A 24,530-nucleotide genomic window follows, 5' to 3' on the forward strand; every position below is an offset into this window, starting at 1 on the left:
TGGAATGCTTAATGCTAGAACTAGGAGGTAATCTGCTTCTTCACCTTACGTTTCATACTGCGGATCATTTGCTTGCTCTCTGGATCAACGCGATAAGATTCCGTGATTTTCTGAAGTGCCTTATTATACGTAAAATCGTCCAGGGTATTATGGTTCAGATAACGCATAGTCACCTCAGGTTGTTTCACATAAGCCATTGAGATGGCCCAAGCCACTGCCATTTTCACATAATACGCCTCGTGCCTAATCTGATCCAATGCGGATAGAACCTGATCGATATATCGCTCATTCAGATAAAAATTCAACAGCATTACCACACCAAACCGGATTTCATATTCCTGATCAGATCTCAGATACGGTTGCAAGAACGCCCACATGGGCTCCGAATGGACCTTCGTATATTTCAGTCCCGCACAGAAGCTGTCACACACCGACCAGTTGTCAATCTTCGGTACAAATGTTTCAATAGCCTTTAACAGCTCGTCCAGATCAGCCTGTACATGTCCAATGACCATCGCTTGCAACATCACTTCTTCAAAATATTCATCCTCTGCCGTTTCCAGATACGTGCGCCAGTCCCCGGAGGCAAGTTGCTTGGCAATTTTTCGTAAGGCTGGCAACCTTACACCAAGTACATTCGTGATGTTGGGAATAAGTGCGGCCGAGAATTTTTGATACTCCGGCTCAACCATGCTGAGCAATTGTGTTCTGATATCTACTTCCACTAGCGCATGTCCTCCTCGTCTGTTGCTGTACAACAAGTATATCCTTGAAGCGGCTGTTTGTAAGCCCATATCGAATAGGTGAGCAAGATTACAATATTATTTTTGGCGCTCCCTTTTTCCCTTCGTTGTTTGACTTTCAACCCATTCCGTTTAAAAATATGAAGTTGACCATTCAGAAAGGAGTGTCGATATGAACAGACCTCATACCAAGAAAGATTTCTCCGTGGAGGAGATCACCGAACAACTCGTGCAACATGTACAATCCCGGAACCTTCCCGATTTCTATAAATTGGTGAAAGAACTGCATCCCTACGACCTCTCACTTGTATATAAAAAGTTCCCTGAAGCAGAAACCAATCGGTTTCTGCTCCTGTTCAAACCTGATGCTCTGGCGGATCTCGCCGAGACCTTGAAGCTACACGAACAGATTCAACTGTTTGAACGACTTGGGCCGGAACGAACACTTGAAGTCATGCAGCAGATGGACAAAAGTGATCTGATTCGGTTCATGCACGATTTGCCCGCCAAACGCAGAGAAGAATTGCTGTCCAATATGAATCTGGATCACTCTGCCATTATCCGATCCGTGCTTAATTACCCGCCGGAAACGGCAGGACGCATCATGACAGATCAATATCGGACCCTGCTCGCTCATGAGACAGCCAAGGAAGCCTTACGACAATCACAAGGTACCATGCATATCTCAGCCTCCAGTTATCTCTATGTAACCGATAATGAAGGCAAACTGGTCGGTGTCGTGAGTTATCGATCCCTTGCCTTGGCTGACGATAAGACCCAGGTTGAAGAACTGATGACCCGGCGGGTGATCCATGCAACGGTAGATATGGACCAGGAAGAAGCAGCACAGCTTCTACAGCGTTATGAGTTTATTGCACTTCCGGTGGTGGATGAAAATCACAGATTATGCGGTATCATTCAGATGGATGATGTCATCGATATTATTATGGATGAAGCCAGTGAAGATTTGGCCAAGATGGGGGGCGGTAGCAAGGATATCGACTTTGATACCAAACCACTCGTGGCCGTCAGACGCAGGCTTCCCTGGCTCATCTTGCTTCTATTGATTGGTCTAATCTCGGGAAGTATTGTGGATTTCTTTGAGGATACACTCAATCAGGTTGTGGCATTGGCATTTTTCATGCCGATGATCGCAGGTATGACCGGTAACACAGGAACGCAGTCTCTGGCTGTTGTGGTACGCGGACTGATCGGACGCAAACTCGACAAAGCCACCGTACTCGCACTGATTGGTCGGGAGATCAAGGTAGGAATAATGATTGGCTTGGTATGTGGATTGCTGATTACTGTCATCGCTTATTTCTGGCAAGGGGACTGGCTGCTGGGTGCCATTATTGGGGTATCTCTGTTCCTCACTCTTGTCATTGGTACACTGACCGGTACATGCATCCCGCTTCTGCTTAGTCGTTTCAAAGTCGACCCGGCTGTTGCCTCTGGCCCGTTAATCACCACATTGAATGATATCTTGTCCCTGTTTATCTATTTTGGCATCGCCACACGTTTCCTCGTTGCCTTAATGTAAATAAGTTGTGCATACAGCAAAACAGACCTGATCTTGAGATCAAGGTCTGTTTTTTTCATTTTACCAAGTGTTACGCTGATCTTTTATTTTTATTATAGATATCAAACGCTACCGCGAGCAGCAGTACCAATCCCTTAATTCCCTGTTGCCAGTCAATACCGAGACCAATCAGGGACATCCCGTTATTCAGCACACCCATAACTAAACCACCGATGATGGCACCAAATACCGTACCTATGCCCCCTGAAGCGGAAGCACCACCGATGAAGCAGGCCGCAATGGCATCCAGCTCGAAGTTGGTACCCGCTCTTGGCGTAGCTGCATTCAGACGTGCGGCGAAGATCAACCCGGATACCGCGGCAAGTGTACCCATGTTCACGAAAACCCAGAAGGTTACCTTTTTTGTTTTGACCCCAGACAGACCTGCGGCCTTCTCATTACCTCCAAGCGCATACACATGCCGTCCCATGACAGTACGATTCATAACGAAGGAGTACACAACGATCAGGACAAACAGCAGGACCAGGATATTCGGAATACCTGCATAACTTGCGAGTACAAACGTAAACAGATTTGTCACAACAGCCACCACAATCAACTTGAGCAAAAACAGTCCCTGTGACACGACCTCGAATCCATATTTTCGCTGGGAACGGCGTTCCCGCAGTTCATTGACAATGTACCAGACGGTGAGCACAAGACCCACAATGATAGATACCAGACCAAAACCTGAGAATTGAATGTCCGCCAGGAAGCCAGAGCTTATTTTCTGGAATCCACCTGGGAAAGGAGAGATCGATTGCCCCTCCAGCACGATCATCGTTAAGCCGCGGAATAGCAGCATCCCTGCCAGCGTCACGATAAATGCCGGAATCCGCACATAGGCGATCCAGAAGCCCTGCCATGCACCGATCAAAGCGCCAACCAGCAAGGAAGCGATGACCGCAAGCCAAGCCGGAAGCTGCCAATCAACCATCATAATCGCGGCAACGGCACCAACAAAGGCTGCAATGGAACCAACAGACAGGTCAATATGCCCGGTAATGATGACCAGCACCATTCCGATTGCCAGCACCAAAATGTAACTGTTCTGCAAAATCAAATTGGTAATATTAATCGGCTTGAGCAACAGCCCGCCTGTCAGTACCTCGAACAAAAGCATAATCACTACCAAGGCAATAATCATGCCGTATTGACGGATATTATTTTTGAACAGTTTTGTTATCATTTCCATGCTTGCCGCCTCCAGACTTGGTCATATATCTCATCAACGTTTCCTGCGATGCTTGCTCCCGGCTGACTTCACCGGTGATTCGTCCGGCATTCATCACATAGATCCGGTCACACAGGCCAAGAACCTCCGGAAGCTCGGATGAGATTACCAGTACACCCTTGCCTTCAGCAGCAAGCCGATGAATGATCGTATAGATTTCGAATTTTGCTCCCACATCAATACCGCGGGTAGGTTCATCCAGGATAAGAATATCTGGTCCGGCAAAAATCCATTTGCTGAGCACCACTTTTTGCTGGTTGCCTCCACTCAGATTACCGGTCTTCTGCAAAATGCTTGGTGCTTTGATGTTCATGCTTTTCTTCATCTTTTCCGCTACCAGTACTTCTTCACGCTCGTTCACTACCGCGTTTCGCGTCAGCTTGCTCAGACCCGTCAAGGAAATATTGCGCTTGATGTCATCCATCAGAATGAGTCCGTATTCCTTGCGGTCTTCTGTCACATAAGCAAAGCCGTTCTGAATGGCCTCCGTGACGGTATTGTTGTGGATCGGTTTACCATTCTTAATGAGTTGCCCCGAAATATTCCGGCCATAGGATTTGCCAAAGATACTCATGGCAAGCTCGGTACGCCCAGCGCCCATCAGCCCGGCAATGCCTACAATCTCACCACGTCTGATATTCATATCGATCTGATCCAGTACTTTCCGCTCGGCATGATGTTCGTGATATACCGTCCAGTCTTTTACCTCTAGGATAACTTCACCAATGGTGGCATGACGCTCCGGATAACGGCTGGTGAGATCACGTCCTACCATTCCGCTAATAATCCGGTCCTCCGTCACTTTTTCCTTCTTCATATCCAACGTCTCAATTGTCTTGCCATCCCGTAAAATAGTCACGGAATCGGATACCTTGGATACCTCATTCAGCTTGTGTGAGATCAGGATACAGGCGATGCCCTGTTTCTTGAATTCCAGCATCAACTGCAGCAGATTTTCACTGTCGTCCTCGTTCAGCGCAGCGGTTGGCTCATCCAGAATAAGCAGCCGCACCTTTTTGGAGAGCGCTTTCGCAATTTCGACCAGTTGCTGCTTGCCTACCCCGATGCTGGATACCAGCGTGTTTGGATTTTCGCTCAGTCCCACCTTCGAGAGCAGTTCTCGTGTACCTACAAAAGTTTCCTTCCAGTTGACAATTCCTCTGCTCGCACGCTCGTTGCCCAGATATATATTTTCCGCGATTGAAAGGTAGGGAATAAGGGCCAACTCCTGATGGATAATGACGATTCCCAGATCCTCGCTCTGCTTAATATCCTTGAACTCACAATTTTTGCCCTGAAATAAAATGTCGCCTTCATACGTGCCATGTGGATATACACCACTCAGTACCTTCATCAACGTAGATTTACCTGCGCCATTTTCACCACATATGGAATGAATTTCGCCTTCACGGACTTTCAGATTGACATTTTCCAGCGCTTTGACGCCAGGAAAGGTTTTGGTGATGTTTTTCATTTCCAGAATGATTCCGGCCATGGGATGTGCTCCTTTCATTTATTATTTCAGTCCGATTTCTTCCTTCGTGTAATACTGTGTACCAACGATATCCTGCTCCACATTTGTACGGTCCACCGAGATGGGATCCAAGAGATACGCCGGAACAACCTCAATTCCATTGTTATATGATGTTTTATCATTAACTTCCGCCTGTTTTCCTTGCAAAATACTATTGGCCATCTCTACCGTCTTCTCCGCTAGCTTCCGTGTATCCTTGAACACCGTCTGCGTCTGTTCCCCGGCCACAATGGACTTGATCGAGGCAAGTTCGGCATCCTGTCCTGTAATAACGGGCAGCGGTTTGTTCGAAGTACCGTAACCAATCCCTTTCAAGGATGAGATGATACCAATACTGATTCCATCATAAGGAGATAATACTGCATCCAGATTATCACCCGAGTAATACGCACTCAGCAGGTTATCCATCCGTGACTGGGCCAGTGCCCCGTCCCAGCGCAAGGTCGCAATCTGGGCCATCGTCATCTGCTTGCTGCGTACCACCAGTTTGCCGGAATCGATGTACGGCTTCAGGACAGACATCGCACCGTCGAAGAAGAAATAGGCGTTATTATCATCAGGAGAGCCACCAAACAGCTCAATGTTATACGGTCCTTTTCCATCCTTGAGCCCAAGCTTTTGTTCGATGTAGGAGGCTTGAAGCACACCCACCTTAAAATTGTCGAACGTGGCATAATAGGTTAAATATGGCGTATTACGAATGAGCCGATCATACGAGATCACTTGTATCCCTTCGTCATGCGCTTTCTTGATTACATCCGTTAATGTGTTGCCATCCACGGACGCAATCACCATCACATCCACACCTTTGGTGATCATGTTTTCAATCTGTGAAATCTGATTCTCGACCACATCTTCAGCGTACTGAAGATCGGTTTTGTAACCCTGCTCCTGAAACAGACGGACCATGTTCTCCCCGTCTCCCACCCATCGTTCTGATGATTTGGTTGGCATCGATATACCGACATATCCCTTTTCTTTGCTGCCTGGGCCACTCTCTGCCAGATTGCAGGCCGAGAGCATCAAGGTCATCACCAGAAGCCAGATGAGCATTGCTCCTTTTTTCATATGAAGTTCCCCTTTCCTCACGTCATACGGTTCTGAATGAGTTATAAGATAACGCTTACAATACATGTAGTGCATCCTGTTGCTTGCTGTTCCTATCTGAGACCAATCGTAGCATTGGAGAAGCCATAAGGTCTTTGCACGTTTTGAACCTTTTTTATAAAAATTTAACTTTTGATGGAAACGCTTAAAGTATAAGTTTGATCCACGAGATACCATTCCAGAGTCAAAAAAAAGGACATGCTCCACTTCGCTTCACACGAAGTAGAACACATCCATCTCATTTATCACATGTCTAAGTGAATAACTGTAATACGATATTTAATTCGCAGAAGGATGATAGGCTGTCCCCCCGTTCTTTCGATATTGCACTGGTGAAATGCCCATTGTTTTCTTAAATGCAGTGCTGAAATAATGTTGGGTATCATAACCTACACGATCAGCTATGGTGTGGATCGGCAGTGTTGTTGAATCTAATAACTGTATAGCCTTGCGAATGCGAGCATGCGTGACAAGCGTGACAAAGGAATCATTCAGCTCTTTCTTCAGCACACGACTAAGATATACGGCAGATACTTGTAGACGGGAAGCAAGCGATTCCAGGGTCAGTTCCCGCTCGGCATATTCTTCGTGAATAAGTTGTCTTGCCCGGCGAACCAGAGGCGACAACTGTACTTCCCCGAATACCCGTTCACGGCAATGACGGTACGTATCCGGCGTTTCTTCCAGTGTCCCTGCATGTGTCTCCACATGAGCATGAATGGCAATATTCAGGCAAGAACTGATCTGTTGTTCCAGAAGGGACTCTATTTCTTCAGGGGCTTCCTGCCACAGACACATGCCGATCAACCCGCTTACGTCCCGAAACAGGACATGTGGCACGTCCCCCAGCAGTTCACTAATTATATTTTCCACTGCAAACAGAAACAACTGACGATCATTCTCTCTCAGTATCGTCTGACGAGCTTCAGCGGCAGGCCAGCGTACGACCCCGATCTGCACAGGTGGGACGGGGGGCAGCCGCAAAAACACAAGCTGCTCCGTCAGATTCCTCCCTTCAGCCTGCCCCTCCAGCCACTCCAGCATAAATCGCTGGCGAAGCAACGGGATATTACGTTCAATCTGATGAGCTGCCTGTTGTACATATGCCGTCCTCTGGTGCTCTTCAGTAAGTCGCTGATGCAATCGCTCAAGTGCAGCATATAATTGTTCTGCTTGCACAGGTTTTAGAATGTAATCCTCTACGCCAAGACGAACCGCCTCCTGCGCATATGCAAATTCATCATGTCCCGAGATGATCAGGTAACGACAGCCTGGACACTTCTGCTGAAGGGCACGGATTAGTTCGATTCCGTTCAGAAATGGCATATTCATATCAACGAGAACAATATCCACACCCAAATCAGCCGCCCGTTCCAGCGCTTCCTCGCCATCTTCCGCTTCACCAACAACCTCCATCCCGAGAGTTGTCCAGTCAATGGCATCCCGAATTCCCTCACGAATGATCGGTTCATCATCAGCGATGAGCACGCGGTATTTCTTCGCCACATGGCTATCCGGCATAATCTCCATTACTGTAGTCAATGCGGATGTCTCATCTGTTTCAGTGGAAGTTGTCACGGCCGATTTCATGAATTTTCCCATTCACTCTCCTGCCTCTCTTCGTTATTGATTTGCTTGGTTGGTGGGAGCTCTCGCATCAACGGATGAATGATGGTCACACTCGTTCCTTCACCTTCCTGGCTCTCCAGCACAATACCGTATTCATCGCCAAAGGACAGCCGGAGACGGGCCTGCACATTCAACATTCCATAACTTTTGCCTGTCATCCCAGGCGAAGACGCTTCCAAACTTGCTAACGGAGCTTCGAGCAACTGCTGCATCTCGGCAAGCCGTTCGTTGGACATTCCTGCTCCATTATCATGAATGGTCAGCAGCAGTCTGTTATGTTCCAATCTGGCTTCCACCCGAATGTGTCCCGGCCCACGCCTGCCCTTGATTCCATGATAGATTGCATTCTCTATCAGGGGCTGAAGCAGCAGCTTTAACACAAAAAGGTCCCGCAGTTCCTCTGGAATATTCAATGTATACTGAAGACGATCGCGGTATCGTGTCTGCTGAATTTGCATATAGCTGGTCATATGCTCAATCTCGGAGTGCAGTGGAATGTAATCCTGTCCTTTACTAAGCCCTATGCGAAATAATCGAGATAACGCGCCAACCATGCCGGATACATCTTCCGCACCCTCTTTGCGTGCCATCCAATGAATCGTATCCAAGGTATTGTACAAAAAGTGTGGTTTGATATGCTCCTGCAAACTTCGCATTTCAGCGTCGCGCTTCTGCCGCTCCCGCAATTCATTTAGTGATATCAGTTGTCGAATCTGTGCCAGCATTCGGTTATAACTGTTGCCAAGCATGCCAATCTCATCAGCGCGATCGCTCCAGCGGCCTGGTCTGAGATTGCCAGTCTCCGCCCTGCGCATATAGGACATGAGCCGGAAAATGGGCTGAGCAATGGAACGGGAGAACCATAAAGAGGCGCTCAGGCCAAACAAACACACCACAAATACAAAGCTAACCACGTAAAACTGGATTTGGCGTACTTCGGATATCGAGTCTCTTGTGGGAAATACCCCTACCGTTCTCCAACCCGTAAAGGTAGACGACTGATACATGAATAATAACGTTCCACCTTCTGTTTCGGCGGTAAATGTTCCACTCTCACCAGAGGGGAACCAGTCTGTGGGAATGTGTTCTATTAGCGGGTGCTCCGGCTTGTATACACTTTGACCTTCTGCATCCGTCACCATCACATAACCGGATTTCCCCAAGGTTACATTACGGGCAGCCTGAGAGACGGACCTTAGTTTAAGATCAATCATAATCACGCCTCGCACACGTCCTGACGCTTCATCCGTTATGGAACGTGCAACCGATACAATCTCATCATCCTTGTAGCGTACATGTGTCGTGAGATTACGCTCTTTCGGCTGACCCAATACCATGAAGATGCCCGGATTGGCCGAAGCTTTTTGGTACCAATGTTCCTGGATCAGGCTCTGTTCCACTCGGGGATACATCTCGTTGCTAATATAGTCACCACTTGCATTGACAAGAACAATCCCGGCAATTTCAGGATACAATGTTGTGAACCCCTGCAAGGTCTGTTTGATGCCATATAACCGATTTTGCTCCGTTTCGGCATTGGTGTCCATGTTCATCGGTTCGATACCTGCATCATCATTCAGTGGCATTTTGTCGTTCATAAAAGCATCAATATCCGGGTCAAATGCAATCAGATAGGTCATGTTTTGCAAATTCTCCATTTTGCTGTTCAGAGCTTCATTCACTTTGCCAATCAGTTGCATGGTATGCCCTTCAACCTGTCGTTCAACAACCCGCTCCACCGTCCAGTTCACAAGCAACCCAAGCCCTACGGAAGGCACAATGGCGAATAACAGAAAAAGCAGCATCAGCTGGTACCGAAGGGGCATATTACGCAAGCGTAAACGCCGAATCCCGTTCCTGAAAGTGGAGAGAATTGCTCTCCTACTCCAAGGCATTGGACTCTTGAAATATTCCTTGTTATTTGGCATAGTAATCATCCACATCCGAGCGTGTCACCACAGAGATCCCTGTGTCCACCATCACGGGAAGCGGTGCATTTTCACCGGATGAGGATGGGGCAGGAACCGTTAACTGGTGATGCAGATGGAACAGATATTGGAGTGACCAATATCCCATATTCCAGGTTCCCTGTGCAATTGTAGCTGAGATCGTACCGTTCTTGATCATATCCAATGTAGTCTTATTTGTATCAAACGAAATAATCTGCAATGGATGTCTGTCCCCGGCAGTTTGAACGGCTTCCCCCGCTCCTGCCCCTCCGGTAGCTTCAGTCACAAAAATTCCCGCCAGCTCGGGATGTTCCTTCATCATTCTGATTGTTTCGTCTCTGGATACCATCGCATCACCGTGTCCGTCTGCAACTTCAACAATCTGCATGGAAGGGTATCTCTCCTTGATCGTATCGCGGAAACCCTTCGTTCGCTCTTCATGATTTTGTTGCCCAGGCAAGGTTAATACCGCGACCTCTCCCTCACGACCCAGCAGTTCAGCCATTTTATCGGCAGCCATTACACCCGACTTGTAATTATCTGTCCCAAGAAAAGAATAGGCCTGGCTATCGGGTGCATCCGCGTCAAATAATACAACAGGGATATCTGCGTCGATTGCCTTGTTAATCGCTGGAACTAACGATTGAGGATCGATTGCAGATATAGCAATGCCTGCGGGTTTACGAGCGATAGCCTGCTCGATCACCATGGTCTGCTCCTTCGCATCATACCGGGTAGCCCCGCGATATTCTACGGTCACGCCGAGTGCATCCGCGGCATCCTCGAAACCTTTGAGCGGGCTCTTCCAATACTCCAGCCCGGACTGGAATGTAATCATGATATACGTCTCTCCGATATCACCGCGCAGCCCCCGGTCCTCCCAAGAACTGTTTACTTGACTGGTGTATTCGAATCTCAATACATACAACGCAAATGCTGAGATTAGCAAAATGTAAACAAGTAGCATTTTTTTCATTCCGTTCACTTCCTCAAGTCGTCTGATCACCTTGTACATCGTCTAAATTGTAAACGCAATCATTCAAAAAGAAAACTCCCCCTTAGTTTTTATAAGCACGCTCCTGTTGCCAACCGTGTACCTGCTGCAATAATGTACTATATGGTTTCTCCCTCTGGACGTATGATCATGGGACTAAACTACAACCAGAGGAGAGCATCATCCTTATGAATCTTGCATCTTTTTTAATCTACTGCATCGTCGTAACATTTACCCCCGGCCCCAGCAATATCGTAATTCTTTCTTCTACACAGATAGTTGGCGCGCGAAAAACAATGCGTTATGTCTGGGGAGCTACGTTGGCATTTGGTCTGCTGCTTACCGCTTCAGCTTTTCTTAATCAGCTTCTTGCGGGAGTGTTAACCGGAATTCTGAAGGTGATGCAGATTGTCGGCGGCCTGTACATGGTGTATCTGGCGTACCAGATCTACAAGATGGGTACCACCGAGGATGCACTGAAACAAGTTACCGGATTCTGGAACGGTTTCATCATGCAATTTGTGAATCCAAAGGTCGTCTTGTTTACTTTCACTGTCATTCCAAGTTATGTATTGCCCTTTTATCAAAGTTTATTTTCTTCGTTCCTGTTCGTGCTGCTCATTACCTTCATTGGTTTTCTGGCCTATTCCAGTTGGGTTGTTTTTGGCACGGTTTTCAGAACGTTGCTGAATCGCCACCAAAAATTACTGAGTATTCTCATGGCACTTTTTTTGTTATACTCAGCCATTATAGTATCCGGATTAATCTAAAGCTTGGGAGGTGTGCTGCATGGAACGGTTTAACTATAAAAAGTCGCAAGACGTGCTGGCACTATCCGCCAGCTTTACTGATTTTGCATACAAAAAACATTGCCATGAAGAGTATGCGGTCGGCGTAACCCTGCGTGGCATTCAACAATACAACCTGGACGGACAATATCAGGCATCTCACCAAAATGGTGTCATGTTGTTTAACCGTGAACAGTCTCATGATGGAAGCTCCTATGATAAGGCTGGCATTGACTATGTGATGCTGTATTTGAAGCCTGAATTGGTAGAGGAGATTATAGGCAAAAAGGAATTGCGTTTTGGAAGTCCCATCGTCTATGATCCCGAGCTTGCACGTAAGATCCTGATGCTGAACGATGCCGTTCAACTCAGACAGGACGAAGCCGAGTGCAGCGAACGGGTCTTCGATCTCGTTCACCTGCTGGCTCAGAAGGAAATGGACACCAAGCTCTGGTTGCCTCAGGACAACCTGGTCCGCAAAGCCAAGGAAATCATGTTTTGCAGCACCGAAGATGTGCTCAAGCTGGACAACCTGAGCTCCGAATTTGGCATGTCCAAGTTTCAATTTATCCGTGAATTCAAAGCACAAGCAGGCATATCCCCCTACCAGTTTTTCTTAAACTGCAAAGTGGAGCGTGCCCGTCAATCCATCGAAAAGCAGAAGGACGTATATACTGCTGTTGCCGATTGTGGATTCGTTGATCTGACCCATCTGAACCGTCATTTCAAACGGGTATTTGGTGTCACAGCTTATGAATACATGTTGCAGCTGAACTAGCTGCATCGGATCGATAATCTCGACTCCAAATGGGTGAAATTTTGACGCCACTCCTGAAAATCCCCGTATGGAACGCGGATGTACCTCGACGTTCTTACGGGGATTGACTTGTTTTTCAATCATACAAACCTTTTGTTATACAATCCAACTTTCAATTTTCATCAGACCTGCAATCAGATTCTTTTCTTTCGTTTCCATATCCACACGATTGCCAACGCTGCCAATAAAATGACTCCACCATATAATATGAGTTGGATATATTCACTTCTCCCATCGGTGGTTTCTCCAAAATCTTCTTTACTTACAAGCTTTCCCGCACCCAGCAATTTCAGATCGTCTCCAGCCTGTTCAATTGGAACATTGCCACTGCACAGATTCGTATGAAGCTTATGATCCACTTCATATTGATAAGCATAGATCAGGTAGGATTGATTCTTTTCAAATTGAATGCCACAGGATTCAGATCCACCGTCACTCGCGAGGATTTTCATCTTTTTGGCATTAACCCCCTTCCATGCAGTATCTACATCAAAGGTATACTCTCTTAATAAGCCATCATGCTTCGACTGTTGAGAACGTCCCTTCTCCACCACTTCTCCTGTAAATACAGTTGTGTTTGTCTTCAATCTCTCCTGAACATCACTCTCGACACAACTGCAAGCATACACTCTCTCTCCTGGAAATAGAGCTAACCCAGACGTAACCAACAGTAAGATCAACATGCACATCACCAAACGTCGTTTCATTCCGACCGCTCCCCTCCTACATTCTCTGCTTGAATAAGCGTTGTTAAGGTTACATATTTTTATTGCTGCTATATTTATTGTAAAATTATAGCACAATACAAATATCGTTATGTCCGACATACACAAGGACACAACATACGAAATCAACCATCACGGAGGAACTCAACATTTGATGCACAACTGGAAAAAGAATATCTCCTTCCCGCTGCTCGTTGCAGCGTTATGCATGATCGCCTTTATAAGCATCGCCTTGTCCATCAGCGACAACCAAATTCATCGATTTGATGACACGCTGATCGGCTGGATTCAGGGGTTGGAATCCCCTGGTATGACACAATTCATGCACCTTTTCACCTGGATCGGCAGCGAAATGCCAGTGGTCTTCATTACCATCATCGCCATGATTGTGTTGTACGTTTGCCTGCGACACAAACGCGAACTGCTCTTCCTGGCTTGTGTGCTTGCAGGTTCAACCCTGTTAAATGCATTGCTCAAGCTGGTATTCCAGCGTGCCAGACCTACCATTAACCGGATTATCGAAGTGAGCGGCTATAGCTTCCCCAGTGGGCATTCTATGGCAGCATTTAGCCTGTACGGTGGACTGGCCTTTCTAATCTGGAAACATGTACCCACCGTCACAGGACGTGTGCTGATGATTGTTGCCAGCGCCGTATTTATACTTACCATTGGGATAAGTCGTATCTACTTGGGGGTGCATTATCCAAGTGATATCGTAGGCGGATACTTCTTGAGTGGTTGCTGGCTCTCCACATGTATATGGTTTTATCGGCGGCACTTGGAGCGCATGTCCCAACTGCAAAGCAGAAGGCTGGCATAGGCGGCCCGCTATTGAACTACACAAAGAAATACCCGGCTTTCCTTAACTGAAGGATAAGGATCGCCGGGTATTTTTATATTCATATATTGTAGTCCTGAACTCGTTCAGGACCACATGGACCGCTTGTCCCATTTAAGGGAACAGACGGGTCTGGTTTTTTTTAGCCAATTTATAACTCTTCACCATTGGATTCAATGACTTTTTTGTACCAGTGGAAACTCTTCTTCGGTGTTCTGCTCAAGTCTCCGTTACCGTCGTTGTCTTTATTGACATGAATGAAGCCATAACGCTTCTTCATCTCTCCAGTGGATGCACTAACCAGGTCGATACATCCCCACATGGTGTAGGCAATCAGATCTACGCCGTCAGCTACCGCTTCTTTCATCTGTTCAATGTGACCTTTCAAATAATCAATGCGATAGTCATCTTGAATGGAGCCGTCTTCCTCTACCACATCGACAGCACCCAGACCGTTTTCAACCACCATCAGTGGAATCTGATAACGATCATACAGATGATTCAGCGTGTAACGCAGTCCTTTTGGATCGATCTGCCAACCCCAGTCGGAAGCTTCGAGATATGGATTTTTGATACCGCCCAGCAGATTACCTTCTGCTCTCTCAAGGGACTCATCCGCACTTTCAACCAAAGACATATAATAACTGAAGGAATAGAAGTCTACGCAGCCTTCACGCAAAGTCTGCTCGTCTCCTGGTTGCATCTCGATCTGGATACCTTCTTCGGCGAAGAAACGTTTGGCGAATCCAGGATACGCTCCACGAACCTGTACATCACCGCAGATCATATTGGAGATTTGATCTTTCTTCTGTGCAAGCAACATATCGTCCGGGTTACATGTGTTGGGATAAGTGGTCATGAAAGCGACCATACAGCCGATCTGGAAATCAGGGTTGATCTCATGTCCCAGCTTCACCGCTTTGGCACTCGCAATGAATTGATGATGTAATGCCTGGAAACGAGTCTGTGGATCATCCACTCCGTCGACCAGTGTCTCTTTGCCTTCAAACAGAATACCTGCAGCCATATATGCACCCATCGGCATCGTCAGACAGTTGATTTCGTTGAACGTCAGCCAGTATTTGACCTGATCCTTGTAACGGTTGAAGAGGGTTGTACAATAACGGATATAACAGTCGATGACTTCACGGGAAGCCCAGCCGTTATACTTCTGTGTCAGACCGAATGGCGTTTCATAATGGGAGATCGTTACGAGCGGCTCAATATTGTACTTTTTCAACTCGGCAAAAACATTATCGTAGAACTGCAATCCCTCTTCGTTTGGCTCCAGATCATAACCGTTCGGATAGATCCGGGACCAGTTGATGGACATGCGGAACATTTTGAAGCCCATCTCTGCCATCATGGCAATATCTTCTTTGTAATGTCCGTAAAAATCAACCGCTTCATGGCTCGGATAATACGTGCCCTCTTCCAATACAGGCGTAATCCGGCGTGGAATCGTGTGGGTTCCCCCTGTCATCATGTCAGACGTGCTTGGCCCCTTGCCACCCTGGTTCCATCCACCCTCGAATTGATTGGCAGCCGTAGCGCCACCCCAGTAAAATCCTTCTTTCATTGTCATGACCAGTTCCTCCTTAATAATTAACTCATTTCGGTATAAAGTGCTTGATATTATGCGAGTAGCCGTTCCGGTCACGAATCGTTCTTCTGATCGCTGTTATCCTCGGATTTCTTTTATTCCCATTTCTAAATGGAAAAATCCCATGATAGCGTTTTCTTCCGAGGTAGCTTTCTTACAGAAAGCTTTTAGCGAACACTTCGTTTCTTCAGAATCGATATCGTCTCCTTCACTACTCCCCAATAAATGAAGAACAAATTATAAATCTGAGTCAAAATGTCTTGGTAAGACTTTTACACCAGTGTACCACCCATACCCTGACACCTGTTGTCATGGTATAATCAGAGCATGGAAAATAACCGACTATTTCGAATGTTGCTTTTGTTATTGGAGAAAAAGAAAGCCACTGCACCAGAACTCGCCCGTATGTTCGAGATTTCTGTACGTACGGTGTACCGCGATATCGACCGGCTGAGCGCTGCGGGCATCCCCGTCTATACAACGACCGGCAAGCATGGCGGTATCCATCTGATGGACAACTATGTCATGGACAAGTCCCTGTTGTCGGAAGAAGACCAGAATGAAATTTTGATGGGACTATATAGCATCAGTGCGATCCCCCATCTTAACAGTGCCCATATGCTGCAACGGTTAACCGCCCTTTTTGATCACAAACTGGATTGGATCGAATTCAATTTCTCACCATGGGGTAGCATCCCTCTGCAGGAGAGAGAACTGTTCAATCAGGTGAAGCAGGCTATATTAACGAATCAACTGATTACGTTTCATTATGTTAATTCGGATGGCGAGAAAAGCATGCCGACTGTGGAGCCACAGAAGCTTATTTTCAAAAACAGTACGTGGTACTTCAAAGGATATATCCATGATGACCCTGATCGGAAAGAATTCGAGACATTTAAGATGAAACGGATCACCCAGTTGACTTTTCTGGCGAGAAAACACGATCACTCTGTTACTGCCGGATCAAACGATCCTGAATCAGAGGCAACTCCTGTCCTGATTCCTCTTACACTCTCGTTCTCCAGCAATATTGCATACCGAGTGTATGATTTTTTCGAACCCTCCCTCATTAAAAAAGAGCCTGATGGCAGGCTCCGTGTGTCTCTCGAACTGAATGTAGGGGAATGGCTCTACTCCTTCCTGCTGTCGTTTGGTTCCGAGCTGACCGTAATCGAGCCTGTTCATGTTGGACAGGAATTGCTCAGACGTCATATCAAAGCCGTTGAACATTTGCAGAACGTCATGAACAAACTTCCCAACAATGAATGATATAATATAGGCCTATACAACTTTTGATCACAGCTGACTCTCCGTCATCCATCTGCCCGAAGGAGGTTTATCCATGCAAGACATTAGACGCAACAATGTGGAACGTTTCAAAGGTTTTGGTACGTTATACGATCAGAACCGACCAGCTGCTCCCACTGAAGTGGTGGATATTCTAACGACATATCTTGGCAGCACACCGCGTATGGTCGCAGATATTGGCTGTGGCACCGGCTTATCCTCGTGGATCTGGCTTAATGAAGCTGAACGTATCATCGGCTTTGAACCCAGCGATGACATGAGGTCTGTAGCTGAATCCAAGTGGGAATCTGCCGGGAAGCCGGATAACCTGCGGTTTGTGTCCGGCTTGTCTCACGACCTCGGACTACCAGATGGCAGTGTGGATGTGCTGACCTGCTCCCAATCGTTTCACTGGATGGAGCCGCAACCCACACTACGCGAGTTTGCACGTGTACTTCGTACAGGGGGCATATTTGCAGCCTACGATTGCGACTGGCCGCCAATGTTAGACTGGCAGTTAGAACAAGCCTATCTGCAGCTGAATAAGGAAGCAGATCAACGAGCAGCCAGTCTGGCTCCCCAAGATAGTCAGGCACACAAATGGAGCAAGGATGGGCATTTGCAGCAGATTCAGCAGTCCGGGCTGTTCCGATATGTCCGGGAAATCGTATTTCATCACCACGAGACATTCACTGCCGATCGATATGTCAATCTCGCCCTGAGCCAAGGCGGCCTGCAAACGGCGTTGAAGCTGGGAGCGGATGATCTATTAACAGCTGCTGACGAGTTCAGAGCGCTGGCTAATCGTGTATTTGATGGAGAATCCAGAAAAGTACTTTTTTCTTATCGCATGCGCCTTGGTATTGTTTGAAAACCGTCCGTTGCTTGTATCTCTCATACATACCAAAATGAAAAAGGAGGTCCTACACGTCATAAACATGATCTGTAGGACCTCCTTTTGTCTACATCCTCAGGAAGAGAATAAGTCACTTAATTGTCGCTCCTGTACATTCAATGCCAACACCAATTTTGTTGGTTCTTGTCTTGAATAAATGATATTAATGATATGACCTTGCTGCACCTGCGGCAGGGCAGATGACAAAATTTCTTTTTGCGTTGTCACATTGAAGGTTTCACCGTTCGTTTTCGTTATGCTGAGTTTGAGCTGAAGCTTGATCTTGTTATTGCCACCACTTCCAAGTGGAGTGACATCAAGGATCTTGGCCATTGCTTTTTCCCCTGTTCTTGCAATATCCATCATTTCAGGTGATACCCCTTGCTGTACCATCTTTTCATCCAGCAATTGCTGCATATCTTCCTGTGATAATTGCCCCTTCATATCAAGCCCTACCTTGCGCTCATCCTTTACGGAGACTACTAACGGAATGAAACTGCCCGGCTGAAACTGTGCCATGGAGGTCAGCGGAATGACGGCTTTCATCTCGGTATCGTATTTCTCGCGCCCCTTACGCGACACCGTCAGACCCAATCGAACCTCAGGCTGTTCATTAATATACGTCCCCGTCTGTTGTATAGTCTTAATGACCCCAACTGCTGGTAAACCTGTCTTCACTCGACCTACGCCAAAAATATTGCTCAAAATCGCAGGAACAAAGATCAGTGCAAACCCGGCAAAGATCGCCGGAGTGTACCACCATGCCTGCATAATCATAAACGGATCATTCCACAGCTGCTGTGCCAGAAATGGGGAGAACCCCACCCCGAATACCGTTAATACGCCAATGAATCTTAGGAAACCTACCATATGATCCACCCTTTCTTAATCCTTCTCTTAATATCTCTATCAATATATCTATTTAGCGTTGTTATAAGCATTATATAAATAGATTATGACTCTCTTATAACCAAATACCTTCTAGATGGACATTAGCCCCATGTAGATCAGTTCGGAGGGATTCGCTGGATTCTGGCCCAGTCCCACTCGATCGCCTACTCGTGGAATCTGCATTTTGGATACCAGTGTCTCTAATGTTCGCTGATACTGGTTGCCATTCGTTTCTGTCACATCCAATACAAGCACAACAATCGGATCAAAGTTGATCAGTTTGCCTGTATCGGTGATTGTCACCACCGTAGCTGTTGCTGTTAAAGGCAGAGAACCACTTGCCGCCAACTGTGCCTGCTTTGCGGAATCCAGACTTTGGTTGATGGCCTCCCGATGTTCCTTTGATACAAAACCTTTCATCATCATGCCAGTGAGTCCTTTATTCATCATTTTATCCGCTTTAGCAATTGCATCTTCCTGTTTATTCTTTTTACCGAACCATCCCATATCAAGCACCTCATTTGTTTTATTTGTTTTTAGAAGTTGTTCAAAAAGTCCACTTTTGATTACGAATCATGCCTAGTGGCATCATCAGCATCGAATATGAAATTCAGCCGAAATGTCCGTTGCTCACGTAGGTCTCCTACGCTCCGCTACTCCATTTCTAGCTTCATTCCATCTTCTCGGTACTAAAAACCAGACTTTTTGAACACGTATTTATAATTAAATTATAAACACCGCGGCTTGTCCTTGAATACCCTTCTGGCGGCATACAAAAGAAACGAAAAATCCGGTCATTGAATGACGGGATGATCGCCTCTTTAGTAAGGAATGATGCTAATTTCACAAAAAAAGATCTACTGATCCGATCTTCATTTCACGATTGGTAGCCATATTTTGTGCCAAATCCATCGGCAATACACAAAATCATGCCAAAAACATAACTTTAAGCTTTCCCGAACCTCCAGATGGACTGTGATAGCCTTAATGCAACCTGCCACTTACTCCATTAATCTCCTTTTATTTCATTGTCGTTCGGTATTAATTCATACAAGGTACGAACATCACAACCGATGGAATCGGCGATCGATATGGCAATTTTGAGTGGCATCACTCTTTTGTTTTCAATAAAGTCGTAAACTCGTTCCGGTTTAAAAAGTAAGTCTTTTGCCAACCATTCTGCTGACTTTCCGGATTCCATCAATCGTTCACTCAGTAAGCAACGTCCTAGTTCAAATTTCAAGAAGCGATGACCTCCCGCATAAGATAATATTTAACCTTAAGCGTGGTCCATTGCCAGCATGAATATACTCTTATGGGTAAATCCAAGCTGATTTCCGCTCTATTTTTTGCGTAACAAATATACCAGCTTCCGATAATACATCGCGGCTTCTTTGTATTTCCGCTGATCCTCCGATACTACGGCCATCCCCTCATATAACGGTTCAAGCCGCATGACATGCTGCGCGGATTCAAAATAGGGCAGACACGCAAGCGCCCGCTCCATGAAAACTTCGCGATCTCCATGCGCAAGAGCCAGATGGCTCTGGTAGAAGGTTGCGCTCATCTGCTGGTCCTGTGTTGTTGCACATTTCAAGAGTTGATCTACACTCTGCGCGAGCACGCCCCAGTTCTTCCGTGCCAGAGCCACTTCGCATCGATACACACTGACGAGCGGCTGCATGGCCTGCTGTGTTTCTTCCGTTTCCTGCTGCAATAACGATTCAAATCGTTCAATCTCTGTCTGTGCCTGATCCAGTTCACCTGTCATTGTTAACATGACAATGCGATTGTTGGCAATCGCCGTCACCAGATCTCCCTGGTTTTCGGCATACACGAGGTTTGCCTCCGCCATGGTTAATGCCGAAAATGCCTCCTGTACCAGCCCCATCGCGAAACAATACCCACTATATGCCACATATAATCCAGACAACCGATGGAACATCCGCTGATCATATACATGACGCATTGTAAGCTCAAATACCTGTTTTGCCTCTTCATACTGTTTGACCTGGATGTAGGCTTCCATCTTGATATTTTGCACAGACAACCAGAATTCACTGCCAGGAAGCGCGAGCTCACTAAGCCTGGTTGCATGAGTTAATACATCCACAAAAGCCATTTTGGAGCGATAATATTGTATTTTATAGAATAAAAGTGCCTTGACTAACGGGTGTGGCAGATCAACATCGTCTGGACGACCGTATTTCTCCAGGTAAAAATTGAGGTAGAACGTATGTATATACTCATGAGCCGTTGCATCGTTTAATTGCTGATAATAGACCGCCTTCATCAAGGCCGTTGTCAGCTCAACGGTCAGCGTGTCATCCCGATCTGCCAGTGCATGCACCATATCTTCGGATATCGCCGACGCTGGAACAGACATTTGTTCGAAAATAACCTCTGCCCGTTCGAGTGTTTCCTCGTCCTGAGCCGCAGCCTTTAGAATATAGGAAGGAGATACCCCAAGACGCCCGGCGATGGCTTCTGCCAAGTCCTCAGGTAGAGGATAACGATCCGCCAGGATATTGGCAAAGTGGGCCTGCGTGACCAGACCTTCCACAAGGTCTTTTCGGGAGATCTGTTTTCTTTTGCTTAGCAGTTCAATGCGTTCCTTCAGCATGGTATCCCTGTCCTTTCTATCCTAACAAGCGAGTACATTCTATTCACATCATCGCAAAATTAGAGATATAACGCCACCCTTCCGGCGAAATCAACGAAACGGTTTCCGTTTCCAAGGTAATTGTTTTACAATAAGAAAGTATGTGTAAGAGCATTTTATCGAAATGCTGAAACATGAGCTGAATATGAAAGGATGCAAATAAATGATTATTAAACCAAGAACACGTGGTTTTATTTGTACCACTTCCCATCCTGTAGGTTGCGCTGCGCAAGTGCAGGAACAGATTGATTATGTGAAATCCCAGCCTGAGCTGAAAGGACCGCGTAATGTGCTCGTGATCGGTGCTTCCACCGGATACGGTCTGGCGTCACGTGTTGTTTCTGCCTTTGGAGCTGGAGCGAATACAGTCGGCATTTATCGTCCAAGCAGTTCCACAGAGAAACGTACGGCTTCTGCAGGCTGGTACAATTCCGCTGCATTCGAAAAAGCCGCGGAGGAAGTAGGCCTGAAATCGTACAGCGTTACAGGTGATGCATTTGCAAACGAAACACGAGACAAAGCCGTTGAACTGATTCGCAGTGAACTCGGTCAAGTCGATCTGGTTGTATACAGCGTAGCCTCGGCACGCCGTACCGATCCGAACACGGGTGAAGTATTTAACTCTGTGCTGAAGCCTATCGGACAATCCTACACGAACAAAACGGTGAACTTCCACACAGGCGAAATTAGCTCCGTTACCCTTGAACCGGCAAACGAAGAGGAAATTCGTCAGACGGTAACTGTTATGGGCGGAGATGATTGGGAACTATGGATGGATGCCCTGCAACAAGGCGGCGTGCTTGCCGACGATGCAACAACGATCGCTTTCTCCTACATCGGTCCTGAACTTACCCATGCCATTTATCGTGATGGTTCCATAGGTCAGGCCAAGAATCATCTGGAAGCAACTGCACACAAGCTGAATGATCGTTTGAGTGCCAAAGGTGGACGTGCGTACTTAACTGTAGCCAAGGCGCTGGTGACTCAATCCAGTTCTGCGATTCCAGTCGTGCCGCTGTACATCTCAGCATTGTACAAAGTCATGAAAGAAAAAGGCTTGCATGAAGGATGTATCGAGCAATTGCAACGTCTGTTCGCTGATCGCTTGTATGCGGGAGGAGAAGTTCCAACCGATGCCGAAGGCCGTATTCGCATTGACGATTGGGAGATGCGAGCTGACGTTCAGGAAGAAGTGGCGAAGCTCTGGAATGAGTTGACCACAGAGAACATCTACGATCTGTCCGATCTGGAAGGTTACCGTCGCGAATTCTTCCAGCTGTTTGGTTTTGAAACCGATGGTGTGGATTATGAAGCAGATGTTGATCCCAACGTTGAAATGCCTCATCTGGTGAACTAAAGAAGTTTTGGCGTGGACGTGAGCTTAGGTTTTTTGTTTTCGTTAGCACTTCTGATGTAATACTAGAGATGTGATATTAAAATCAAATGAAGAAGGAGGGGCCCTCTGGCTCCTCCTTCTTTGTCCTTTTTAGATCCTACCCCTCCTTAACAATTCCATTTTCCCGTGTCCATACACTCTTTCATGTATCCCCTAATCAAATCGATTTAAGCAGCTTTTTCAACTCTTTTGGTACCGTCTTCTCGATAGTAATGGAACGTGCTCCATGCATGGACGCAAAGAATTGAAGCCCCTCCCGAAAATCCGTGATCCATTCCTCCACAGGTGGAGCAGTCTCCTCCATTGATAACAAACGAACGGTAAGTACTCCCGTTTTGCGATCAAGTCGTGGGTCCATACGTCCAATCAACCGATCACCGTAAAGAATAGGCATGGCATAATAACCGTAGGTTCTTTTCACCTCTGGCGTATAAATCTCCCATTTATAATGAAAATCAAATAAATCAACAATACGTTCTCTTCTCCATAACAGGTTGTCCAGCGGCGGCAGGAAACGGACCGGGCCAGACGGATCATAGTGTGGCTCTTCCCTTTCCATATGCAGCAGCAAATCCTCATCTTCAGCACGAATATAATAAGGCGTGGCCACGTCCTCCACCTTAAGTGGGATCATTCGCCCATCTGACACACGGGCAGCAATATCGGCGCGTTGTTCAGCCGCTGTAGATTTTAACCAACCCAGACGGGGATCACGGGCATCTACGACACGATACGCATGAATGTATTTATCCAGCAGAGCCTGTCTCTGGGCCAACACATCGATGTCTCCTTTTATCGGAAGTCCCTGTTGTTGCAATTCGGATTCGGTAATATGAAAATAACGTTCATTCCCCTGCCTCGCCACCACACGAATCACAGCGGAGTCCAACAGTAGATTCAGAGCAAGTGTGGTATCCTTCGTCTTTGGCACATCCGCACTGTCCCAATAACCACTTACCCTTTCAACAGCACGAAAAGCTCTTGAAGGCAAAGGACCCTCTTCCTTCAAACGCTGTAACACATGCTGCACTGTTTTCTCCAGACCTTGCAAGGACGGAGCCAGACGCTCCCTTAATCGGGCACGCACAGGTTCAAAGAGAGCATAGTCTTCCATTGGAATGACACAGGCAGCATTTGCAAAATATTCAAACACCTTGTGATCACTCAGCAGTGTATTTAAGCTGTCAGCAGTATAACCAGGGTCACGAGCCCCCAGCACCAATTGCTGGTTTCCAGTTACAGCAGCCACAGGATCGATCTGCACGCAACCAAGGGAGCGAATTAAACTCAAAACTTGGTCGGGTCCCGAAGGTAAGGAAACCGCTGGCCAACGTCCAAGTAAAGCTTGCGTTTGCAGCAAAAAACGCCGAACGATTTTTTTATTCATGTGCAGCGCTGTTGTCATATGTATAGGTTCTTCCCTTCATTAAATATACAAGGATTTATAGTCCAATTTATCAAGATACCTTGATTTTAACAGTCCACATGATTACTTTCCAACCAAAGAAAGAATTCAATGTCTTACTTATCCAGCAATCCGTTCCTTATGGACAAAATAAAAAGAAGCACCACCATCCTGGATGATCTGCTTCTTGTGTTTGACCTTTTGCAATTTTTCCTGCTTCGTAGGCATGAGCCGTACATGCTGGGATAACGCACCATAATCTCCGTTAACTCTTCGGCTCTGTTCCGAGCACCATTGACCTGCCCGCTCTGCTTTGCGTAATGCTTTTTGTGTTTGTGTACGTGCCATAATGGATCACACACTCCTTTGGTTGATATACACTCAATATATCATGTGCAGCTACGCAAGTGAAGGTGAAGCTTTTTTGTTGAAGCGGATAAATAAACTATGT

22 protein-coding genes are annotated in these 24,530 nt (G+C 46.6%); 7 read left to right on the forward strand and 15 right to left on the reverse strand.

Annotation, left to right across the window (positions count from 1 at the left end):
- Window positions 1-20: 20 nt before the first annotated feature.
- Window positions 21-725, reverse strand: coding sequence for a DNA alkylation repair protein (locus MHI48_RS23310; RefSeq protein ID WP_338706849.1), 705 nt, complete (start codon window positions 723-725; stop codon window positions 21-23).
- A 190-nt stretch (window positions 726-915) separates the two neighbouring features.
- On the opposite strand from MHI48_RS23310, the gene mgtE reads away from it, so the two are divergent.
- Window positions 916-2,286: a magnesium transporter gene (mgtE, locus tag MHI48_RS23315; RefSeq protein ID WP_405141942.1), complete on the forward strand. Its 1,371-nt coding sequence runs from the start codon at window positions 916-918 to the stop codon at window positions 2,284-2,286.
- 70 nt (window positions 2,287-2,356) lie between these two features.
- Here the strand turns inward: mgtE and mmsB are convergent, their stop codons facing one another.
- The 6 genes from mmsB to MHI48_RS23345 form a co-directional block, all read right to left on the reverse strand.
- A complete protein-coding gene (gene mmsB, locus MHI48_RS23320; protein ID WP_036674453.1) occupies window positions 2,357-3,520 on the reverse strand; it encodes a multiple monosaccharide ABC transporter permease in 1,164 nt (387 codons plus the stop codon).
- Complete coding sequence (gene mmsA, locus MHI48_RS23325) at window positions 3,489-5,054, reverse strand: multiple monosaccharide ABC transporter ATP-binding protein (protein ID WP_036674456.1); 1,566 nt, start codon at window positions 5,052-5,054, stop codon at window positions 3,489-3,491. Before mmsA ends, mmsB begins: the two co-directional genes overlap by 32 nt.
- 21 nt (window positions 5,055-5,075) lie before the next feature.
- Window positions 5,076-6,161 (reverse strand): multiple monosaccharide ABC transporter substrate-binding protein, encoded by a 1,086-nt coding sequence (chvE, locus tag MHI48_RS23330; protein WP_036674459.1) that lies wholly within the window; start codon window positions 6,159-6,161, stop codon window positions 5,076-5,078.
- 318 nt (window positions 6,162-6,479) lie between these two features.
- Window positions 6,480-7,778, reverse strand: coding sequence for a response regulator (locus MHI48_RS23335; protein ID WP_405144710.1), 1,299 nt, complete (start codon window positions 7,776-7,778; stop codon window positions 6,480-6,482).
- Window positions 7,779-7,786: 8 nt separating this feature from the next.
- Window positions 7,787-9,655, reverse strand: coding sequence for a sensor histidine kinase (locus MHI48_RS23340; protein ID WP_340033057.1), 1,869 nt, complete (start codon window positions 9,653-9,655; stop codon window positions 7,787-7,789).
- Between the two features lie 91 nt (window positions 9,656-9,746).
- The gene (locus MHI48_RS23345) at window positions 9,747-10,754 is read right to left on the reverse strand and encodes a substrate-binding domain-containing protein (protein ID WP_076252891.1); all 1,008 of its coding nucleotides are present in this window, start codon (window positions 10,752-10,754) and stop codon (window positions 9,747-9,749) included.
- 206 nt (window positions 10,755-10,960) lie between these two features.
- Here MHI48_RS23345 and MHI48_RS23350 point away from each other — a divergent pair, with 206 nt between their 5' ends.
- Window positions 10,961-11,542, forward strand: a complete 582-nt coding sequence (locus MHI48_RS23350) for a LysE family translocator (protein ID WP_405141945.1) — start codon at window positions 10,961-10,963, stop codon at window positions 11,540-11,542.
- Window positions 11,543-11,561: 19 nt separating this feature from the next.
- Window positions 11,562-12,338 carry an AraC family transcriptional regulator gene (locus MHI48_RS23355; protein ID WP_036674467.1) on the forward strand — a complete coding sequence of 259 codons (777 nt, stop codon included), beginning with the start codon at window positions 11,562-11,564 and terminating at the stop codon, window positions 12,336-12,338.
- 173 nt (window positions 12,339-12,511) lie between these two features.
- Here MHI48_RS23355 and MHI48_RS23360 read toward each other — a convergent pair whose 3' ends face one another.
- On the reverse strand, window positions 12,512-13,084 hold the full coding sequence (locus tag MHI48_RS23360) for a hypothetical protein (protein ID WP_036674473.1): 573 nt from the start codon (window positions 13,082-13,084) through the stop codon (window positions 12,512-12,514).
- Between the two features lie 172 nt (window positions 13,085-13,256).
- Between MHI48_RS23360 and MHI48_RS23365 the strand changes: the two genes are divergently transcribed.
- Entirely contained in the window at window positions 13,257-13,922 is a 666-nt protein-coding gene (locus MHI48_RS23365; protein ID WP_036674475.1) for a phosphatase PAP2 family protein, read from the forward strand.
- A gap of 169 nt (window positions 13,923-14,091) precedes the next feature.
- On the opposite strand, the gene MHI48_RS23370 is transcribed toward MHI48_RS23365, so the two are convergent.
- Complete coding sequence (locus MHI48_RS23370) at window positions 14,092-15,525, reverse strand: glycoside hydrolase family 1 protein (protein WP_076252895.1); 1,434 nt, start codon at window positions 15,523-15,525, stop codon at window positions 14,092-14,094.
- Between the two features lie 369 nt (window positions 15,526-15,894).
- Here MHI48_RS23370 and MHI48_RS23375 point away from each other — a divergent pair, with 369 nt between their 5' ends.
- Window positions 15,895-16,812, forward strand: coding sequence for a YafY family protein (locus tag MHI48_RS23375; RefSeq protein ID WP_083677507.1), 918 nt, complete (start codon window positions 15,895-15,897; stop codon window positions 16,810-16,812).
- A 73-nt stretch (window positions 16,813-16,885) separates the two neighbouring features.
- Window positions 16,886-17,701 carry a class I SAM-dependent methyltransferase gene (locus MHI48_RS23380; protein WP_036674482.1) on the forward strand — a complete coding sequence of 272 codons (816 nt, stop codon included), beginning with the start codon at window positions 16,886-16,888 and terminating at the stop codon, window positions 17,699-17,701.
- A 99-nt stretch (window positions 17,702-17,800) separates the two neighbouring features.
- Here the strand turns inward: MHI48_RS23380 and MHI48_RS23385 are convergent, their stop codons facing one another.
- The 4 genes from MHI48_RS23385 to MHI48_RS23400 form a co-directional block, all read right to left on the reverse strand.
- Complete coding sequence (locus MHI48_RS23385; RefSeq protein WP_076329197.1) at window positions 17,801-18,595, reverse strand: hypothetical protein; 795 nt, start codon at window positions 18,593-18,595, stop codon at window positions 17,801-17,803.
- Window positions 18,596-18,706: 111 nt separating this feature from the next.
- Complete coding sequence (locus tag MHI48_RS23390) at window positions 18,707-19,123, reverse strand: hypothetical protein (RefSeq protein ID WP_047844012.1); 417 nt, start codon at window positions 19,121-19,123, stop codon at window positions 18,707-18,709.
- A gap of 502 nt (window positions 19,124-19,625) precedes the next feature.
- A complete protein-coding gene (locus MHI48_RS23395) occupies window positions 19,626-19,859 on the reverse strand; it encodes a transcriptional regulator (protein ID WP_076329132.1) in 234 nt (77 codons plus the stop codon).
- Window positions 19,860-19,958: 99 nt separating this feature from the next.
- Window positions 19,959-21,239, reverse strand: coding sequence for an XRE family transcriptional regulator (locus MHI48_RS23400; protein ID WP_405141949.1), 1,281 nt, complete (start codon window positions 21,237-21,239; stop codon window positions 19,959-19,961).
- A 202-nt stretch (window positions 21,240-21,441) separates the two neighbouring features.
- Between MHI48_RS23400 and fabV the strand changes: the two genes are divergently transcribed.
- Window positions 21,442-22,635 (forward strand): enoyl-ACP reductase FabV, encoded by a 1,194-nt coding sequence (gene fabV, locus MHI48_RS23405; RefSeq protein ID WP_076329134.1) that lies wholly within the window; start codon window positions 21,442-21,444, stop codon window positions 22,633-22,635.
- A gap of 196 nt (window positions 22,636-22,831) precedes the next feature.
- Here the strand turns inward: fabV and MHI48_RS23410 are convergent, their stop codons facing one another.
- Window positions 22,832-24,061 (reverse strand): DNA glycosylase AlkZ-like family protein, encoded by a 1,230-nt coding sequence (locus MHI48_RS23410; RefSeq protein WP_405141952.1) that lies wholly within the window; start codon window positions 24,059-24,061, stop codon window positions 22,832-22,834.
- Between the two features lie 138 nt (window positions 24,062-24,199).
- Window positions 24,200-24,427 (reverse strand): hypothetical protein, encoded by a 228-nt coding sequence (locus MHI48_RS23415; RefSeq protein WP_076329135.1) that lies wholly within the window; start codon window positions 24,425-24,427, stop codon window positions 24,200-24,202.
- Window positions 24,428-24,530 lie beyond the last annotated feature (103 nt).

This window comes from Paenibacillus sp. FSL H7-0942 (assembly GCF_045040715.1).
Taxonomy (GTDB): Bacteria; Bacillota; Bacilli; order Paenibacillales; family Paenibacillaceae; genus Paenibacillus; species Paenibacillus amylolyticus.